Source organism: Belliella buryatensis (genome assembly GCF_900188245.1).
Classification (GTDB): domain Bacteria; phylum Bacteroidota; class Bacteroidia; order Cytophagales; family Cyclobacteriaceae; genus Belliella; species Belliella buryatensis.
This window is the reverse complement of the sequence record NZ_FZOK01000005.1, coordinates 222,636-241,396: the sequence shown is the minus strand read 5'-3', so window position 1 is coordinate 241,396 and position 18,761 is coordinate 222,636. Positions and strand designations below refer to the sequence as shown.

The window sequence follows — 18,761 nt, the reverse complement described above, 5'->3', positions numbered from 1 at the left end:
CGCCGCAGTGCGGGGTTGGGGTGTGGGCACGAATGAGCGGGAGTCCCGGGGGATGTAGTGATGGGGGAAGATGATCAGGGTCGGGACGATAAGGGGTGAATGGATTAGGGGGAAGGGGAAAGATATTTAATGGGAAGGGTATGAAAGCGTAGCTATAAGCTACGCTTGGATGAGATAGTGATTATAGTCTGGCATCGACGGTTTCTTTGGGTAAGGTGGATTTGACGTCGAAGATGACTTGGTCGATGGATTTTTGGAGATTTAATTTAAGGAAGTCATTATGTGCTACGGCTAGGACGATGGCTGAGTAGTGGTTTAAATTTGGGAGTTGTGATTCATGTAGAAGTTCTACCCCGTATTCACGCTTTACTTCTACCCTATTTACCCAAGGGTCAAAAATATCTACGTCCATATCAAAAGAGCGTAATTCTCGATAAATATCAATCACACGAGTATTGCGGTAGTCTGGGCAATTTTCTTTGAAGGCAAAGCCTAAGATCAACACTTTTGCTTCCAAGACTTTCAAATCTTTGCGCATCATGTGTTTTATCAATTCTGTAGCTACGTGTTTGCCCATGCTGTCATTGACTCTTCTACCTGCGAGTATGATATCGGGGTGATAGCCGACTTCTTGGGCTTTTTGGGCCAAATAATAAGGATCTACGCCTATACAATGCCCACCAACCAGACCGGGTGAGAAGTTCAAGAAGTTCCATTTGGTCCCAGCTGCCTCTAGAACTTCTTTGGTATCTATTTCAAGAAGGTTAAAGATTTTTGAGAGTTCGTTTACAAAAGCGATGTTGATATCTCTTTGTGAGTTTTCGATCACTTTGGCCGCTTCTGCTACTTTGATAGAGGATGCCTGGAAAGTTCCTGCCTCAATGATACTGGCATACAATTGATTTACCAGCGTTGCTACATCGGGGGTGCTTCCTGAGGTTACTTTCTTTATTTTTGTTAAGGTATGGAGCTTATCTCCGGGATTGATTCTTTCTGGTGAATATCCTACAAAAAAGTCTGTATTAAAGCTGAGACCTGAGTATTTTTCGAGTACAGGCACGCAGTCTTCTTCGGTACATCCTGGGTAAACTGTGGATTCATATATGACAATATCTCCTTTTTTAAGTACCTGACCGACTGTTTTGGAGGCAGCTACTAAAGGAGTCAGATCGGGTCTATGATGTCTATCTGTAGGGGTTGGAACTGTGATGATGTAAATGTTAGCTGCTGCTAAATCTGTTGCTTGGGTAGTAAGGATCAAGGATTCAGCTTGCACCACTTCTTTTAAGGTGCTTTCCTCTACTTCCAGGGTATCATCTAGGCCTTTGTTGAGGGCATTGATTCTATTGGTATTGATATCAAAACCATATACTTTGTATTTTTTGGCAAACTCTACAGCAAGAGGTAGTCCTACATAGCCAAGGCCTATGATTGCTATTTGGGAGTCATTGAGGTTTTTTGAAAAAACTGTTTGCATTGTTTATCAATTAAGGATGGTAAAGATAAGAGAAAAGGTTTTTTAAAAGGGGAAAGGATAATGGAAAAAGAAGTAAGGTGCTGAGTAAGTATTTCAAGTTCTTACAAGAATTACGCCAAGTAATAGGGGGTTGGGAGGGAAAAGGAGGACGGAACGTTAAGAAATGATCCCATTGGATCATTATAGTGACGGGCCAGGTTGTAGGGTTGGTTATTTTAGGCCCGAGGGATCGGGAGGAGAAAGGATTTCTCGCAAAGGGTGCGGAGGGGCAAAGGGTTGGGAGGGAAAAGGGTTGGGAGGGAAAAGGGAAAAGCCCCGAGGGATCGGGGTGTACCGAGGGATCGGGGTGTCCTTAAGTGTTAAGTGTTAAGCCCCGAGGGGTCGGGGTAGCGTTAAAGGTAGGGGAAGTGTGGGTTTTACTGGGTTCCTACTTTGAACGATTAACTGTGAACGATTAACACTTAACGAAAAAGTTATCTAGACAAGTAGTGCTTTCGCATTATTCAACGAGAGATGTTCTATTTTTCACATCTATTTCATTATTTTCTTTGGTAATCGTCTTGGATGCGGATGATGTCGGATTCGTCGGAGGGGTTGGTGGGGTCGGTGTGGATCCAGATTTCTGCGACTATGCCCCAGGATTGTTTGCCTATCAATCTGTGGCGTTCTCCTTGGGCTAAATGAATCAACTCCCCTACTTTCATGTCTGTAGCTGGGTTTTCTTGGTCTGTGAATGACCTTGAGATGGCTGCTTCGCCGGCTACCAATTTCCAGAGTTCTGATCTGCGGTGGTGGTACTGCCAAGAGTGTTTCTCTCCTGGTGCGAGTAACATGATCTTTGCATTGTAAGCATCCGTATGATTGTTGTGAAGCTCAACCTCAGAGAAAAACTTCTTTCTGAATGCTTCGATCTGGTTAGGATCCATTACTAGAAAACCACCCCAGGGTCTATTGCAATCTTCATCTATACAATTGAAGCCTAGGTCTATTAAAGTAGCTTTTACTTCTTCAAAAATTATTGCTTTTTCTTTTGCCTCGGGAAAAAATGGGAAGGTCATTATTTTTTATTAAAGAGGTAAATTAAACTGACTTGGGAATGGATGGAGAATAGGTTTTCTCCTCTGGGGTATTCAGGGGTACTGTCAGGGGCTAGTTGCCATTGGTAGTTGAGGGAATTGACAAAATTGATATTTGAGCTAATAATTAAGTTGTCAAACTGCCAATCTGCTAATAGCCTAGCTGATAAGTCTACCCACCTTCCCTGCTCTGATGGATCAAGGAATCTTTTTTGGTAGATATCTTGATGTCTATTTAATCTTTCTAATCTTACTCCTAATTTCTTAAACCCTTTTACCCATGCACCTTCAAGAGTTTGTACATTACTGCTAGGACCAACTCCTGGACCAAGCATTTGACCCAGATGTGTAAATCCATGTCTTACGGGGCTATGACCTCCCCAATTTTGCCCACCACCTGTTCCTGGATATCTGATTAAAATGTTTATTGATTCTTGTTGTTGAAGCACCTCCCCTCTCACTTGAAATTGAGCATTATTAGGAATGTCAAACAATTTATTAAAACCAAAAAGATAAGCTCTCGCATGTTCTGGGTTTAATGTAGCTTCACGCCAGTTTAATGCATGGTCTCTCCTGCCATACTCAAAATATAGTTCAACTTTTGCTTTGGTATTTAGGTATCTCACATAACCAGTCAGTTGCTGATCTCTGCCAGCTCTATCAAAATCTCTTGGGTTGTCAAAATCCTCTAACAAACGTTCCTTTTGAAAACCAGCAAAAATTGGGAAAAAGTCTCTAAAGGTATCCCCTCTTGTTTCTGAATATTGTTGAAACATCCTAGAAAACCCAACAAAAAAACCTGGTATCCATTTGGGACCATAAACGAGATTGATTCCATTGAGGTATCTCCAATCATCATTTAATAAATTACTTAATGGTGATTCTAAGCCAGACCCTTCAAGCCTGCCCATGATGACTTGTCCTTCAAAAGTTCCTAATAATGTTTTTGCGGGGCGTCTAGTATTTAAAGTTAAGTGTTCAAACCCAAAGGCATTGTTTGAAAAAAGAAGGGAGTTGAATTGTCCTGGACCCCACCAGATATTCTCAGTAGAAGCACCAATGGAAAATGCACCTGCATTGAGTCTAATACTACTTTGACCAGGAAGAAATGTTTGGTAAGCTTTTTCTCCAAATCGCTCCAAATACTCTGTATTACTAGACTTTTGAGAACCTATTTTAAAAGCTTTGTTTTGGGCATAAATAAACTCAGGCTGTAATTGTATTGATAAAGGGCCTAGGCTTGCGAATAAACCTGCAGAAGCATAGGATTGAAAACCCAAATTATTAATGTTCCTAGATACTTCTGGATAAATGGTTTTTGATGAATATTGACTTAGAAGGGTAATTGGTAAAAAAGAAACTTTATAAGGTAAAACTTCTTTAAAAAAAGCTCCCTTTCTTGATATTATTTGATCTACATTTTCTGGCAGGACTTGATATGCATTATTTTGGAGGAAATTATTTGAAGTATCTGTATTTAGCTGATTAAGTCTATTCAGCTCGTAAAATTTATTATTATTTGTTGAGGCATTTTGAGCTTTTATAATTTGAAAAGAGCAAAAGAAAGCAATTGCAGAGAATAAAACAGTTCGTGATCTAAAAACTAAATAAAACATTATTTAAAATATTTTTTAACTATGCCATGAATTGTGTAAAATAAAAAATAATAAGTTGACGAAACTATATTTAATTTCTCTATATGTCTATAAACTTTCCATTGATATTTAGAAGCTTTCAATTTATTGCTAGAAACTGAATTTGACGTTAGTCGATATTTAGCCAAAGGTCTATTAAGGCCATAAGCTTTTGGAACTATTTTAAGTATTTTAAGCCATAAGGCAAAATCTTGTCTCTTTTTAATAATTGGCATGTATACTTTACCAATTTTACGAGTATCATACATAGCAGTGAGACACCCTATAGAGCAAGTCTTTAGTAAATCATTATATGCTACTTCCAAAGGAATTTCAACGTGCCCAACTTTCTCCCCTTTTTCGTTTATTTTATCATATGCAGTAAATGTGAAAACATAATCATTTTTTTGCATAAAATTTAATTGTTCTTCTAACTTGGTAGGATGCCAAATATCATCACTATCCAAAAAAGCTATAAAGCGACCACGAGCAGCTTCTATTGCTCTATTTCGAGAAACAGCTGGGCCACTATTAATTTCATTTTTTATTAGTTTGATTCTATCATCTTGTTTTTGAAGTTTTTCAACAATTTCCACTCCATTATCGGTAGAACAATCATCCACTATTATCATTTCCCAATTTGTGTATGATTGTAGTATTACACCGTCAATTGTTTCAATAATAAATTTTGATGAATTATGTAAGGGGGTTACAATTGATACCATCACCATTTTAATATCATGTTTAATTAAAAATTAAGTAATAAGAAATCTTTTTCATTTTCAGCAAAATAAAATCTAGTTTTAAAATTCATTTTATTAAATATCAATATTACATTAAATAAGAATATTAATGAAAAGTGTAACCATTTAACTTTTTTACATAGTTTTTTAATTATTAGGGTAAGCTACCCTAAATATCTTGCAGTTGTATGTAAATATTCATTAATTAAATTATAAAACTAATTCACTACTCAATATTTGTTATAATTCAGCTTATACTTGAGTCTACTATTAGAATACTATTATATGAACTTTTTTACTTTTAAAGGTCTAATTTAACATCTTAATTTTAGTTTTGAAAAGGCTGAAACTGTTATTAAAGATTCCCTAATGAAACGACTAATCCGTAAACTCCTTGACCTTAGATTCCAAAAAATATTAATAAAGCATCACATATTAATTTTATTTTTTTTGTAGATAATGAAATTATATACAGAAATAATTTTTGAAATAGTATTTTTCATATCAATACCATTCTCCAATATATACTTTAAACCGTTTGATCTTTGTCCTTTATCGAGTACCCTCTCTAGTCCTTCACTAAGTTCTTGTGCATCATAAGTAAAGGAGATAAAACTAGGAGAAACCCTCTCCAATCTTTCTTTGACATCTCCGCAATTAACTGATACTATAGGCAGATTACATGCCATTGCTTCTTTAACAATATTCGGACTCCCTTCATGAAAGGATGTAACTAACAGAGCATCAGCTGCATTTAATGCATTAAATATATATTCTTGTGATCTATTATATAAGATAATTAATTCAATGTTTACTCCTTTGTCTGTTAACAAGGAAATGACATTTTCAGCAAGTTCCTTGTTTTTTACTTCGGCATTTAATCTTGGAAAACTGAATAAAACATATTTTTTTTCTACACTCCAATTAAGATAATTTCTTGCCTCAAATTTATCTTTTTTAGTAAATTTTGAAATATCAACTCCCCGAGGAATTAAAGTTGTCTTACTTTGATTATTTTTAGAGAGTGAATTGATCAAATTTTGAGAAACACATATAATATGATCTGCTTTTAATGCCGCAAAATGACTTAATCTGACAGCCCATAATTCTCTAATTCTCCAATATAATCCTTTGTTAGGATGACCCAAGAGCTCACTTCCACCAAAAGTTATTACCCAGGGACAGAATTTTGATGATAAGCTAACTAATAAACCTGTTGTCGAGCCATAATGGCTATGAATAACATCTGGTTTAAATCTTTCTATAAGTGTATTTAATTTTTTTAAATTATAAATAAAACCAGATATAGATCTTCGATTTATAAAATAAAATACTTCGACAAGTTCAAATTCATTTTTTAAAGCATTAATTTCTGAAGTTAGGAATGTTGAAATATTTAATTCACCATTCACCAAATTTGCTGGGATTACAAATAACACTTTTCTCACTTCTAATTCCATTTCTAAATATTGAATTTACTAATTGAGTCTAAAAATTTATTCCCTAATTGATCTATATCAAAACTTTTAATAAGACGCATATTTTCCCTCCCAATTTGCTCTCTTTTACTTTTATTATTGTGTAAAAAAATATATTTCTCAGCAAAAATATTGACATCAAATGGATCGATAACAAAGCCATTTTTTTCATTTTCAATAAAATACTTTGCATCACCACAATTGGTTGTAATTATAGGTAACCCCATACACATTGCTTCCATTATTACATTTGGTGACCCTTCATATTCAGAAAAATGTAGAAGCATAGAAGCTTTCTCGGCAATTTTTAAAATATTGGAATTTTGACCTATTAAAATTACGTGTTTTTCTAAATTATTATTTGAAATTTGTTGTTTTATTTTTTCGAAATCTTTACCTCCTCCAACATGGATATGTTTAACTTCTAAATTAATTTCCCTTAATTTATTAAATAATAAAATTAACCTATCAATTCTTTTAGCTTCTCGAATATTACCAACAGATATGGAATATTCCTTAAAAATATTTTGATCAGTTAATGAAAATTTTTTTAGATCTACTGAATTTCCGTAGAATTGAATTTTAGAGAAACACCTGAATATTAGCTTTTTTTCTAACTCCTTTTTAGCGACGCGACTATTAACAAGAATCTTTCTAGGAAATAATATGTTAAAAAAAGATTTTAATCCTCCATCTTTTATATATCTATCTGCGGATGTTCTTAAGGATCCAATGACATCACATCTTAGCCCCAAAGTACTTAAAAAAGTAGCTGCATTAACAAATGATGTGAATGAAATTACAATATCTGGGTTTGTTTTTTTTATTATTTTTCTAAGAGAGAGAACTTTCTTTAGGCTTTTTTGAGATTGATCAAGAATATATAAATCATCTTTTAGGAGGTTTTTAAACTTTTCAAAATAAAAACTATCTTCTTCTAAATTCCAACAAACACATGAAACATCTATTTTATTTAAAATAAGATCTTTAGTTAAATAATAAAGTTGTCTTTCAAGACCTCCATTTCCTAATTGACCAACTGTAAAAATAATTTTTTTAGTTTTCATTCTTTTTAAGGTCAATTTTAAATTTCATTAATAATTCACTTAAATACGTAAATAATATAATTATCAAAAAAATGATTACAGCCTCCTTAAAAACCATCATTATTTGAGACCTTCCTAAGTAAACGGACTTAGACAAAAAAACAAAAAACAATGAAGAAGAAAATAAACTAGGAGCTTGACTAATAAATATTTTAACTTCCAGCATTCTTAAAAAATATCCGAAGCCATAAAACATTATAAGTGTGCCAATTACACCAAAATCCAAATAAATATCTGCTAAGGATGTGGTTCCTAATCCATGGGTAATCTCTTCTCCTTGAATTTGTCTTGTTAAAAACTTAGTAGATACAACATCTTCGCTGTCTACACCGGTTAAGGATAAAAACACACTCCTGAACCCAGGAATGATACTAAACAATTGGAAACCTTGAAATATCCCATAAGTATGTGAAACATTTTCTGTGAAAATGATAGCGGCATGATAAGAACGGACTGACGCTGCTAACTCAAGCGTATTAGATGAAAAAGCTTTACTTTTTCCACTGACACTTTTTGCTTTATTTGCAATTTCAATCTTTTCAAGGTAAGAATTAGTATCTTTAAATTCCCTCACGTAAGCAATAAAAGAAATTAAACTAGCTGCAATAAACAATAAGAAAATAACTGTTGGAAGTTTATATTTCTTTTTTGAAAGAATAATAAAACCCCCAAATAATACAAGACCTATTTGTATTAATGGACCTCGATCTCCCGACAATAATACAAGAATGAAAAACATAAATAAAACCACTTTGAAGAAAAAGTTAAAAAGTTTTAAATAATCAAATAAATTATCGATTTGATTGTTTTTAATAAGTGAATTCCTGACAATTATAATAATATATCCAAGAGTAGAAAAAAGGTAAAATTCATTTGAAAAACTTGACAGAGCTGATAATTCAATTCCATTTCGGCCATATCCACCTAAAAAGTATTTAAAATCAGTAGTAAGAATAAATAAAAAGAACATAATTAAATTAAAATAAAAAATAAGTTTTTTTGGCGATATCTTATACTCTTTTTTTATTCTAATATTTTCTTTCTTAAAGAACATGTATCCTAATAAAAAAGCATTTAAGGCTATGGAAGCTACTAAAGTTGCCTTGGGAACCATTGTCGTGTCATAAAAATAATCTTGGCCAAAATTTTCATAAGTACCAAGTACATATTCTAAGTATATTTGAAAGTGAACTATAATAAATCCTACTAGAAAAAGTGTCGAAATTTTAAAATATTGCTTCTTTAAATTTACCTCGTTTTCTCTTCTGAGAGAGAATAATATTAAAGCAACTAAATTAAGTGATAAAACAAATATTAAATATCTTTTAGTTAAAATTACAGGGACATCTTTTAAGAAAACTAACAAAGTCAACAAAATAAGAGAAATAAAAAATTTCATAAGTGAATTTTTTTTTGATTTATAAATCATCTTTTGTGTATTACTTTTAAAAATTTAATTGTCATATATCTGATAATCTTCCAAAGAAACGGCTTTTGCCAACATCTAAAACTAATAAATGGACATTATTTGAGGTTTTCCTCATTTTAAATTAATCAATATGTATATCCGCAATAGTACCAGTCGCCGAATAAATATATAATGACAGTTAGTGACAATTGCTATTTGTGATCACTTAATGTATCTAAATTAGGTCAAAATAAACGGTTTTGACCATGAATATTGTAAACTTCATCAATCGCTTCCCAGACGAATCATCTTGTGTTGAATTCATTAAGAATCAAAGGCTTCAGCAAGGAGTAATCTGTAAAAGGTGTTACTGTAACAAGCACTATTGGCTTGAAAACAAGAAATCTTTCCAGTGCTCTGCCTGTAGTTTCCGAACAAGTATCAAGAGCGGAACCGTGATGGAGAACAGCAATCTCCCAATTCGCATATGGATGCTTGCCATAACGTTCATATCAGCCACCAAGAAGGGTTTCAGTGCAGCAGAGCTACAGAGACAACTTGGTTTAAAGCGATACGAACCTGTTTTTAGAATGTACCATAAATTCAGAGTAGTAATGGGAAAACGGGACAATATTTACAGACTTGAAGAAATGGTTGAATATGATGAAGCCTTTGTTGGAAAAGCAGTCAGTAATAAAACCAAAAACAAGTTGAAACAAGGCAGGGGAAGCCAGAAACAGTCTAAAGTAGCTGTTATGGCTGAATCAACCGTACTGGAGGATCTTGACTCGGGTAAACTTGAAAAGAGCTGCAGATATTTCAAGATGAAGAAGATAAAGAACTTGGAGGCTAAAACAGCACAGGTTTTAATCAAGGAATTTATTGATAAAGACACTGTACTTCAAACAGATAAGTACCACCTTCTCAGATCTGAGTGATTGTATTGATGTTCATGTCAGAGAGATCTCTGGAACAAATGAAGGCAACTTCAACCTAAAGTGGGTTCATATTGCTATTAGTAATCTAAAGAAACACTTGCAAACATACCATATGATAACAGAGAGGATGATGCAGAACTATCTTGATGAGTTTTGTTACAAGCTCAACAGAAGATATTTCGGTCAAAAACTATTTGACAGGCTCATCATTGCTTCAATTTATCCATACTGGCATGATTGCGGATAATCATATTAATCAATTATAATTAAATACAAATTTTCATTTAAGGAAATAAATTTATCTCTATGTATAACTTTTATTAAATATATAATTGCAAATAATATAGCATTCTTTTTTATTTTTAAATCTTTATCCTCTTTTATTGTTCTATTTTTAAATAATGAAATTAGTAAAAGCTCAAACTGCATCTCCTCAAATGCTCTCAGTGTTTTTTATAATTAGGCTAGCATTAATTACTACATCTTAATCAGGAATAATTATTAATATGATTATCCACTACTTTGAGTAGGTTTGAATTAACACAATAATCAGCCTATTAAATAACTGTTCACCACAAATATCTTCTGTTGAGTTTATAGCATAGATCATCTTGGTAATTCTGAAGTTTTTTACAGATACTATTTTGTAAGACTGCTTTTAAGAGTACTTATTGCTGAATGAGTCCTTTTGAGATTGTATTTACCTTCTTTTGAACTGGAGGTTTCCTTCACATGAACTTAAATGAAATCTTTAAAAATTTGAAAAGGTAGTGCTTTCATCGGCTTGTAGCACAGCTTTCGGATCAATTAAATCCTTGACTAGTTTTTCAGCAGTTTTCGCCTTTAAGTTATCTATCTTCTTCTTTTAAAGTATCTACAGTTTTTTGTGAGCTCACCGGCTTTGAAATCCTCCAAAACATTTGATTCGGCGATCACTGCAACCATTGCCCTTTGCTGAGTGCATCTTCCTCTTTTGGAATTCTTTTCCTTCGTTGATGTTGCCTTTCTAATATCAGCTAAATCATATTGAATCATGTCTTCAAGCCTATACTAATCATCGGTTTTGCCCATAACCACCTTTAACTTATGACACAAGCAAACTGTCTGATAACGGGTAAACCCATCTAATGCTGAATTTCTAAGGCACTGAAGCCTTGCTTGGTTGCACTGATGAAAGTGATTTTGCTAATAACCAATCTCTAAGGAAGAGATTACTGTTTTCCATCACTCTACCGCTTTTAAGACTAATTCTAAAAAAGCAACTTTTGCACTGAAAGATGTTTTTCGAGTGAAGCCAGTAATGATCAGTACCTTTACACTTCTTACAGATAACGCCTTCATTAATCCGCTTGAACGTGAAATATTCAATGAATGCTGCTTCATCAGGGAATCTTTCATTAAACTTTAATGAATTCATAATCAGAACTTTTTTTTGATCACAAGTACTATATCTAATCACTACAAATTAAATTATTGTCACAGGCTGTCAATATTAGATTTGGCTACTGGCATAATTCCGTATTTACATAATTATTAAAATCAATTGTGTTAGATATTGAAAATTTACTGCTTTAAATTATTCTTGCTTCAATGTGGAAACTAAGATTTATTGGTTTTAAACTCTCTTTTGAAAAAATAGAATGAGTATCAAAAACAGAAAGTTTAGAAATATTTATTATTTTCTTATTGTCTTCTTGTACATCTTCACCCTTCTAAGGTAAAGGATAATATCAAACACATTAAAAACTTTCAATGAAAAAAAATATAAAATAAAAATTAATGGGAGAAAATAAAAAGCTTCTAACCCTTCAATTTTATTAAAATTAAAAATTATTTCACATAATGATATTATAAAAGATATCACAAAAATTATTTTAATAATAAAAAACAATTCTATTCTAAATAAACCTCCTATAATTTTATTGGATTGATATGTATTCAATAAATAACTAATGACATTAGAAAAAACCAATCCTAGCATAAGGACATTAATATCAGTTTTAATTATACCTAAAACTATTGTTAATGACAATATTATTTTTTTAACAACCTCTAAAACAAGTATCTTTCTCGTTTTATTAAAGACTTTAAAAATCACTCTATTAAGCATTTCATGAAAATAAAAAAAAGACGCGACAGTTAAAAATTTTAAAAACAAAGTAGCTCCAAGCCATTTTTCACCTAACAATAAACTCAGAATATTTTTAGCATATAAAAAAAACAGTAAAGTTATAATTCCCAATATAACTGAAAAAAAAACCATAATTGTTTTGTATTCTTTGATGAACTTATTTTTGTCATCCTGAAGTTTAGACATTGATGAAAAAATAACACTCTGCAAAACACGGCTAATTATATTTCCTGGAACGTCTTGAATTTTTTTTGCTTGAAAAAACAAGCCAACTTGTAATATAGAAAAATATTTACCTAGAATTAGTTGATAAATATTATCAAAGGCAGTATTCAAAAGAGAAGCTAAAGTTGTATTTACACCAAAGGAGTAGAGAGATGAAAATGAGTCAAAACTAAACCTCAATCTTGGCAAAAAACCCTCAAAAGAAATCAGCAATACAGTTGTAATTACGGAAGTTAAAACATGCATGGTTACAAGAGACCATACTCCATATCCAGTTTTGGCAAGTATTACTCCAACAATTGAAGAAAAAAAAACAGCAATGAAATTGTAAAGTGACTTCTGTTTAAATCTCATACTCCTTACCAAAGAAGCATTTTGAGTAATATGAAAGGCATTTACTATTAGAATAATACTGGCAAAAACTAATAGATTTTTAATGACTGGATCACTATAAAATTTTCCAATTGATTCTGAAATTAAATAAATTATACAAAAACATAAAAAACTTACAAAAATGTTAAAAACAAATACTGTAGAATAATCAATTTTTGTTACCTTCTCTTTTCTAATAATTGCACCTGCTAATCCTCCTTCTGAAAAAACATTAGAAATAACAATAAAAAACATGACAATTCCCATTTGCCCAAATTCCTCTGGAGATAATTGTCTTGCCAAATATATATTTGCTAGTAAAGAAATTGCTAGCGAAGATAATTGCCCACCAATTGACCAAAGTGTACCTGAAATTAATTCATTTTTTAAAGATTTAGGCATTTTTTAAGTCCTTAAATAAACTTAAACAAGACTATTCCAATACCAGTCAACTGCACTTGAAATACCTTTATTAATATTAAATAATGGCCTGTAGTTCAAAAGAATTTTACTCTTTTCTATTGAAGCTAGCGAATGAGGAATATCCCCATTCCTTTTAGGTCCATGAATCACTTCAATTTTAGCTATCTCGGGATCTAATTTAGCTAAGTTTTCTTTAAGCAAATTTACCAAAGATACTAATGTGGTCCTATCTCCAACTGCGGTATTATAAACTTGATTAAGTGCCTCTTTATTCTCTGTTGTTAGGCAAAGGAGATTCATTTGAATTACATTATCTATATAGGTAAAATCTCTAGAAAATGTCCCATCTCCATTAATTACCGGACTTTCATGATTCATTAGTTTCTTTACAAATAAAGGGATAACAGCGGCGTAGGCACCATTAGGATCTTGTCTTCTTCCAAAAACATTGAAGTATCTTAAGCCAATAGTATCTAAACCGTATGCCTTGTTGAAAATATCCGCATACAATTCATTTACATATTTAGTAATGGCGTAAGGAGAAAGCGGTTTGCCAATTTCATCTTCTACTTTCGGGAGTTTTTCTGAATCTCCATAAGTGGATGAACTGGCTGCATAAATGAATCTATTTACGCCATTGTCTCTTGCTGCAACAAGCATGTTTAGAAATCCAGAAACATTTACTTCGTTTGAAGTAATAGGGTCATTTATCGATCTAGGTACTGAGCCTAGCGCAGCTTCATGTAATACAAAGTCAACTTCTTGACAGGCTTCTTGACAAGTTTCTAGACTTCTAATATCTCCTTCAATCAATTTGAAATTTGAGTTATTGAAAAACCCTTCAATATTATGTCGGTGTCCTGTTGAAAAATTATCCAAGCAAACTACTTTAGCACCAAGATCCAATAATGCTTCACATAAGTTTGATCCAATGAAACCAGCTCCTCCAGTTACTAAAACTACTTTTCCTTCAAGTTTTCTAAATTGAGGATTCTCCTTAAAGTCTTGCATCAACATCTTCTTTAGATAAAACAGATTTCACATCAAATATTACTTTATCATCTGATTTCTTTAAATCCCATGATTTAAATTTCTTGTGGGCTACTGCAAGAATGATCGCTGAATATTGCGCCAAATTCTGTTGTGTATCTCCATTAACAATTTGAATCCCATATTCATGCATGACTTCAGCAGGGTCTGCCCACGGATCATAAACATCTACTTCCATATCAAAGGATTTTAATTCATTATAGATGTCGATTACTCGAGTGTTTCTTACATCCGGACAATCTTCTTTGAAGGTAAATCCTAGAATTAGAACTTTTGAATCTATCACCTTTAAGTCTTTGCGCATCATGTGTTTGATGGTCTCCGTCGCCACATGCTTGCCCATGGAGTCGTTGAGTCTTCTCCCAGCTAGGATAATCTCTGGGTGGTACCCAACTTCTTGTGCTTTTTGGGCTAGGTAGAATGGATCTACACCAATACAATGACCTCCTACTAAGCCTGGTTTGAATGGCAAGAAGTTCCATTTTGTTCCTGCTGCTTCTAAGACTTCTTGGGTATCGATGTTTAGTAAGTTAAAAATTTTGGATAGCTCGTTGACAAAGGCAATGTTGATGTCTCTTTGGGAGTTTTCGATTACCTTGGAAGCTTCTGCTACTTTGATTGAAGAGGCTTTGTGTGTACCTGCTGTGATGACAGACTTATAAAGGTTATCTACATAAGTAGCAACTTCTGGGGTTGACCCTGAGGTGACTTTTAAGATCTTGGTTACTGTATGTTCCTTGTCCCCTGGATTGATTCTCTCTGGAGAGTATCCTGCAAAGAAATCTTCATTGAACTCTAATCCAGAAACTTTTTCTAAAACAGGAACACATTCTTCTTCTGTAACTCCTGGATAAACTGTGGATTCATAGATTACTACATCCCCTTTTTTCAAAACTCTACCAATAGCTTCTGAGGCCTTGAGCATTGGGGTGAGTACTGGTTTGTTATGTTTGTCTGTGGGTGTGGGTACAGTTACTACATAGATATTGCAGGAAGAAATTGGAAGCACAGCATCAGTAACTTGAAGGCCAAATCCTTTTTCATCTAATTCAACAGGTGTTTTTACTAAGACTTTTTGAAGGTCTTCATCCTCGACTTCCAGAGTTCGATCATGACCTTTTTGCAATTCATCTACTCGTTTGGAGTCGATATCATAGCCTATAGTTTTGTACTTTTCAGCAAAAGCTACTGCCAAGGGAAGGCCTACATAGCCGAGGCCTATGATGGCGATTTTTGATTCATTAAGGGGTTTGAGCATAATTGTATTTGAAAGTTAAAGGCTCTCGCTAAGAGTGCTAAGGTGCAGAGGGAGCGAAAGATTAAGAAATGTTAAGCGTTAATAGTTAAGTGTTAACCGTTGGAGTATGTGTGAATGATAGACTTCCACGTTTTAACGATGAACGATTAACTTTTAACGGTTTCTTACAGCTTCGCCCTTTCAGTCACAGACTTAGCGGGAATGTAAGTTAAGCGTTAATGCTTGCTTCGCTGCGCGTTAAGCGTTAAATGTGGGAGCATGTGTGAATGATAAGGACTTCCACGTTTGAACGTTTAACATTTTAACACTTAACGGCTCCTTTTCGTATTTCTTTAATTTAAAATATTCCTTGTTAAGAGGAGCCCTTAAAGTGAGTAACAAAAGTACTCGGTCGGTTTTGAGAATGCAAGTTTTTAGGGGAAAGGTTATAAAAAAATTGTATGAAGTACGAAGAAACATTTAATGGTTATTTGGTTATTTGCCCCGAGGGGTCGGGGTTGCTTATTTGAAGTGCTGTTTGTCAGAATCAGTTAAACTATTAAACAATTCATTTAGGAGAAAGGAAAAAAGTAAAAGGTGAAAGGTTGGGTTTGAGGGTGGGTAGCGTTAAGCGTTAAAAACGTTAAGCGTTAAGCGTTAAGTGTGGGAGTATGTGTGAATGATAAGGACTTCTACGTTTGAACGATTAACATTTAACGTTTAATGGAAAGATTGTTATGCCTAGATGGACGAGAGACTCAGTTAAGCGATTAAGCAATCCAGTTAGGAGAAAGGTAAAAAGTGAAAGGTGAAAGGTTGGGTTTGAGAGGTTTTGTGGGTTTTGTGACGCTTTCTTTTTTTTGGGGTAACCAGGAGCTTTAAAGTGGTTAGTTGCCCCGAGGGGTCGGGGTTGCCCCGAAGGATCGGGGTTGCTTATTTGAAGTGCTATTTAAGAAGTTCGGTTAAACAGTTAAGCACTTAATCGATTAAACTATTAATGGTTATTTCATATAATTTTTTGTCGAATTTGCTATTTGATTCTTTATTTTATCCCAGTTTGCATCTTTTAGCATTAATGGCGTTGGCTCGGTATCAGCGTCAGCAAAGTAAGAAAGGCTCTTTAATACCAAGAATTCAGATCCATCTTGATATTTATCTCTATAGAACCCAATCAGCTCTTCAAGAGAAAATTCGTTAAGCAGAAAATATAGATCGATGAAATCCTTTTTGCTCCCACGACCAGCTATTGCGTTTAGCTTCATGGCTCCTATATCTTCTTTTGAAGCAAGTCTAAATTCATTAAAAAGTGGATCAGTCATGATCTTGCTTAATAATTCCAGAAGTGCGGGCTGGACTGTCTCCGTGTGTAGCATTTGAAATCTTCTTTCTTTTGTTCAAAAATTGTACATAAAAAGTTAATCGTTACATCGTCTAAGGAATTTAGTTTTTTTGCCAGCTCTAAGATTTTATCTATTCCATAATAGGATTTCAATAAATTCCAATCTTCAAGTTGTCCCAATTGTAAGACTCTCTCGACTATAAAAGGTGCTGATGTATCCAAATCGAGTCTATCGATAGCAACATCCCAAAATAAATAAGAAGAAAAGTTGGTGGGTTTGATTTCTGTTTTTTGAAGATTCATTTGAGAAAATTAATTAAATCTAGGGAAAAAGTAAAGTGGAGTAGTAGATTGACTTATCAAATTTATGGGGATTCCCGAAGGGAATGAATTTTATTAACCCTGCATGGGAATGCGGTGGAGGTGTGAAGTGGGGATTATTACTATCTTTAACTCTGAAGGAGTTGAATTTATCTTATTTAAATTGAAGTTAATTCTTTAGTGAGAGGAGCTCTCTTAAGACTTCAAAGGTTGTTTCTCTTACTTTTTCTCCCGCAATTCTGCGGGACAGGCTATTGATGAAAAAGTAACAAAAAATCTAGGCCTGAGGTGATGCTTTTAAATTGGGATTACTAATGTATTTATTGTTACAGTTGTCGACCCAATTTAATTTTAAGCCAATTGTTACAACCTAAAAATGGGTGGATCTCGCTGCAAGCTTCGCGAGCTAACCCATTTTTTTAACGGTTTCCACAATTAACTTAAAACCAGCCTCACCAAGGGCCGTCTTGATGCTTCTACATCGGTGCGTTAAGCGATAAGCGTTAAACGTGGGGGAATCGAGAGTTTACTAATTTCCCACGTTGAACGATTAATCCGCCGCGGCGGACAAGCTATTTAACGTTTAACGGAAAGAGCGTTAAGCCTAGGTGGACGAGAGGTTCAGTTAAACGATTAAACTTTAAGCGAATAAACTATAAATGGTTATTCTATATACTTTTTTGTAGCATTGAGAATAAGTTGCTTGATACTTGACCAATTATAATCCACTAGCATGACTGGATCAGGTTGAGATTCAGCATCCTCAAAATAAACCAAACTTCTCAAGACCATCATTTTCATTCCGTCTGGATATTTTTCACTGTAGTATAATATCATATTATCCAAACCTACTTCCTTTATCAATAATGCAATATCAATGAAGTCTTTCTTAGATCCTCTATTTGTAATTGCAGCCAATTTCATTGCTGCTATATCTTTTATACTTGCCAACTTGACAGGATTTTCTAGGATTGGATCATCAATCCACTTATATGGTAAAGAAACAAAATCTACTTTGACATCATTTATAAAAAATGAATTGATAAATTTTGACTTAGAGACTACTTCTACTTTTCCTATTGTCTTGATTGAAAATAAGATTTCTTCGTGATCCAACGGTTCTGTACTAAAGAAATCTAAATCTATAGATAACCTATGACCAAAGATTAATGCCAATGCGGTACCTCCAACCAATCTATGTTTTGAAAATAATGGTAAGGAAGAAATACTTTTTAATAAATCCAGTGTCTTGGGTTCGACTGTTTGATATTGTAGCACTTGAATTCAGTGATAGGTGTATCTGAAATTTGGGCTAGAAAGTTTGCTGCTTTAATATCTAGTGACTTCAATTCTTTGGCAACCCTAACGATCTTTGCAATGCCATATTCTGTAACTATCAATTTCCATTCCTCGAGTGTACCTCTTTCTACAACCCTAGCAATTATAAATGCAATATCTTTTTCTGCATCTAGTGATTGAGGATTTACATCCCAAAACAACCGATTTGATAATTTATTGAGCATGACTCATTTAATTTTTCGGATAAGTTAGGTAATAATAAGTAAAAATAAAAAGGTCTGTTAAAGACAGAAAAAAGAGTGTTTAAAATGGTTATTTGCCCCGAAGGATCGGGGTTGCCCCGAAGGATCGGGGTTGCTTATTTGAAGTGCTGTTTGTCAGAATCAGTTAAACTATTAAACAATTCATATAGGAGAAAGGAAAAAAGTAAAAGGTGAAAGGTTGGGTTTGAGGGTGGGTAGCGTTAAGCGTTAAAAACGTTAAGCGTTAAGCGTTAAGTGTGGG

Annotated in this window: 14 protein-coding genes and 2 pseudogenes; 1 reads left to right on the top strand and 15 read right to left on the bottom strand. The window is 33.6% G+C overall.

Features of this window, described 5'->3' with window-relative positions; genetic code table 11:
* Positions 1–181 precede the first annotated feature (181 nt).
* The 7 genes from CHB66_RS07120 to CHB66_RS07090 form a co-directional block, all read right to left on the bottom strand.
* Positions 182–1,477 carry a nucleotide sugar dehydrogenase gene (locus CHB66_RS07120; RefSeq protein ID WP_089239423.1) on the bottom strand — a complete coding sequence of 432 codons (1,296 nt, stop codon included), beginning with the start codon at positions 1,475–1,477 and terminating at the stop codon, positions 182–184.
* 539 nt (positions 1,478–2,016) lie between these two features.
* Positions 2,017–2,535: a cupin domain-containing protein gene (locus CHB66_RS07115; RefSeq protein WP_089239420.1), complete on the bottom strand. Its 519-nt coding sequence runs from the start codon at positions 2,533–2,535 to the stop codon at positions 2,017–2,019.
* Positions 2,535–4,169: a capsule assembly Wzi family protein gene (locus tag CHB66_RS07110; RefSeq protein ID WP_089239418.1), complete on the bottom strand. Its 1,635-nt coding sequence runs from the start codon at positions 4,167–4,169 to the stop codon at positions 2,535–2,537. The genes CHB66_RS07115 and CHB66_RS07110 overlap by 1 nt, the downstream gene beginning before the upstream one ends.
* The gene (locus tag CHB66_RS07105; protein ID WP_245812682.1) at positions 4,169–4,912 is read right to left on the bottom strand and encodes a glycosyltransferase family 2 protein; all 744 of its coding nucleotides are present in this window, start codon (positions 4,910–4,912) and stop codon (positions 4,169–4,171) included. Before CHB66_RS07105 ends, CHB66_RS07110 begins: the two co-directional genes overlap by 1 nt.
* A 446-nt stretch (positions 4,913–5,358) precedes the next feature.
* Positions 5,359–6,390, bottom strand: coding sequence for a glycosyltransferase family 4 protein (locus CHB66_RS07100; protein ID WP_089239413.1), 1,032 nt, complete (start codon positions 6,388–6,390; stop codon positions 5,359–5,361).
* 2 nt (positions 6,391–6,392) lie between these two features.
* On the bottom strand, positions 6,393–7,475 hold the full coding sequence (locus CHB66_RS07095; protein ID WP_089239411.1) for a glycosyltransferase: 1,083 nt from the start codon (positions 7,473–7,475) through the stop codon (positions 6,393–6,395).
* On the bottom strand, positions 7,465–8,913 hold the full coding sequence (locus tag CHB66_RS07090) for an O-antigen polymerase (protein ID WP_170932449.1): 1,449 nt from the start codon (positions 8,911–8,913) through the stop codon (positions 7,465–7,467). Before CHB66_RS07090 ends, CHB66_RS07095 begins: the two co-directional genes overlap by 11 nt.
* 275 nt (positions 8,914–9,188) lie before the next feature.
* On the opposite strand from CHB66_RS07090, the pseudogene CHB66_RS07085 reads away from it, so the two are divergent.
* Positions 9,189–10,107, top strand: a pseudogene (locus CHB66_RS07085) (IS1595 family transposase).
* 263 nt (positions 10,108–10,370) lie between these two features.
* Here CHB66_RS07085 and CHB66_RS07080 read toward each other — a convergent pair.
* The 8 genes and pseudogenes from CHB66_RS07080 to CHB66_RS07045 all read right to left on the bottom strand — a co-directional run bounded on the left by CHB66_RS07080 (position 10,371) and on the right by CHB66_RS07045 (position 18,481).
* Positions 10,371–11,277, bottom strand: a pseudogene (locus CHB66_RS07080) (IS1595 family transposase).
* 258 nt (positions 11,278–11,535) lie between these two features.
* The gene (locus CHB66_RS07075) at positions 11,536–12,990 is read right to left on the bottom strand and encodes a lipopolysaccharide biosynthesis protein (protein WP_089239407.1); all 1,455 of its coding nucleotides are present in this window, start codon (positions 12,988–12,990) and stop codon (positions 11,536–11,538) included.
* Between the two features lie 21 nt (positions 12,991–13,011).
* Positions 13,012–14,022, bottom strand: a complete 1,011-nt coding sequence (locus CHB66_RS07070) for an SDR family oxidoreductase (RefSeq protein ID WP_089239483.1) — start codon at positions 14,020–14,022, stop codon at positions 13,012–13,014.
* The gene (locus tag CHB66_RS07065; protein WP_089239405.1) at positions 14,009–15,319 is read right to left on the bottom strand and encodes a nucleotide sugar dehydrogenase; all 1,311 of its coding nucleotides are present in this window, start codon (positions 15,317–15,319) and stop codon (positions 14,009–14,011) included. The genes CHB66_RS07070 and CHB66_RS07065 overlap by 14 nt, the downstream gene beginning before the upstream one ends.
* 980 nt (positions 15,320–16,299) lie before the next feature.
* Positions 16,300–16,617 (bottom strand): nucleotidyl transferase AbiEii/AbiGii toxin family protein, encoded by a 318-nt coding sequence (locus CHB66_RS07060; protein WP_089239403.1) that lies wholly within the window; start codon positions 16,615–16,617, stop codon positions 16,300–16,302.
* 8 nt (positions 16,618–16,625) lie between these two features.
* Positions 16,626–16,940, bottom strand: a complete 315-nt coding sequence (locus CHB66_RS07055; RefSeq protein WP_089239401.1) for a DUF6922 domain-containing protein — start codon at positions 16,938–16,940, stop codon at positions 16,626–16,628.
* A gap of 681 nt (positions 16,941–17,621) precedes the next feature.
* Positions 17,622–18,236 (bottom strand): nucleotidyl transferase AbiEii/AbiGii toxin family protein, encoded by a 615-nt coding sequence (locus CHB66_RS07050; RefSeq protein ID WP_089239399.1) that lies wholly within the window; start codon positions 18,234–18,236, stop codon positions 17,622–17,624.
* Positions 18,191–18,481 (bottom strand): DUF6922 domain-containing protein, encoded by a 291-nt coding sequence (locus CHB66_RS07045; protein ID WP_089239397.1) that lies wholly within the window; start codon positions 18,479–18,481, stop codon positions 18,191–18,193. Before CHB66_RS07045 ends, CHB66_RS07050 begins: the two co-directional genes overlap by 46 nt.
* Positions 18,482–18,761: the final 280 nt, after the last annotated feature.

Coding starts and splice junctions, on each gene's coding strand:
- CHB66_RS07120 (WP_089239423.1), bottom strand. CDS start 1,477: ATGCAAACAGTTTTTTCAAAAAACCTCAATGACTCCCAAATAGCAATC.
- CHB66_RS07065 (WP_089239405.1), bottom strand. CDS start 15,319: ATGCTCAAACCCCTTAATGAATCAAAAATCGCCATCATAGGCCTCGGC.
- CHB66_RS07105 (WP_245812682.1), bottom strand. CDS start 4,912: ATGGTATCAATTGTAACCCCCTTACATAATTCATCAAAATTTATTATT.
- CHB66_RS07045 (WP_089239397.1), bottom strand. CDS start 18,481: ATGCTCAATAAATTATCAAATCGGTTGTTTTGGGATGTAAATCCTCAA.
- CHB66_RS07070 (WP_089239483.1), bottom strand. CDS start 14,022: ATGCAAGACTTTAAGGAGAATCCTCAATTTAGAAAACTTGAAGGAAAA.
- CHB66_RS07090 (WP_170932449.1), bottom strand. CDS start 8,913: ATGAAATTTTTTATTTCTCTTATTTTGTTGACTTTGTTAGTTTTCTTA.
- CHB66_RS07055 (WP_089239401.1), bottom strand. CDS start 16,940: ATGAATCTTCAAAAAACAGAAATCAAACCCACCAACTTTTCTTCTTAT.
- CHB66_RS07110 (WP_089239418.1), bottom strand. CDS start 4,169: ATGTTTTATTTAGTTTTTAGATCACGAACTGTTTTATTCTCTGCAATT.
- CHB66_RS07100 (WP_089239413.1), bottom strand. CDS start 6,390: ATGGAATTAGAAGTGAGAAAAGTGTTATTTGTAATCCCAGCAAATTTG.
- CHB66_RS07095 (WP_089239411.1), bottom strand. CDS start 7,475: ATGAAAACTAAAAAAATTATTTTTACAGTTGGTCAATTAGGAAATGGA.
- CHB66_RS07075 (WP_089239407.1), bottom strand. CDS start 12,990: ATGCCTAAATCTTTAAAAAATGAATTAATTTCAGGTACACTTTGGTCA.
- CHB66_RS07115 (WP_089239420.1), bottom strand. CDS start 2,535: ATGACCTTCCCATTTTTTCCCGAGGCAAAAGAAAAAGCAATAATTTTT.
- CHB66_RS07060 (WP_089239403.1), bottom strand. CDS start 16,617: ATGACTGATCCACTTTTTAATGAATTTAGACTTGCTTCAAAAGAAGAT.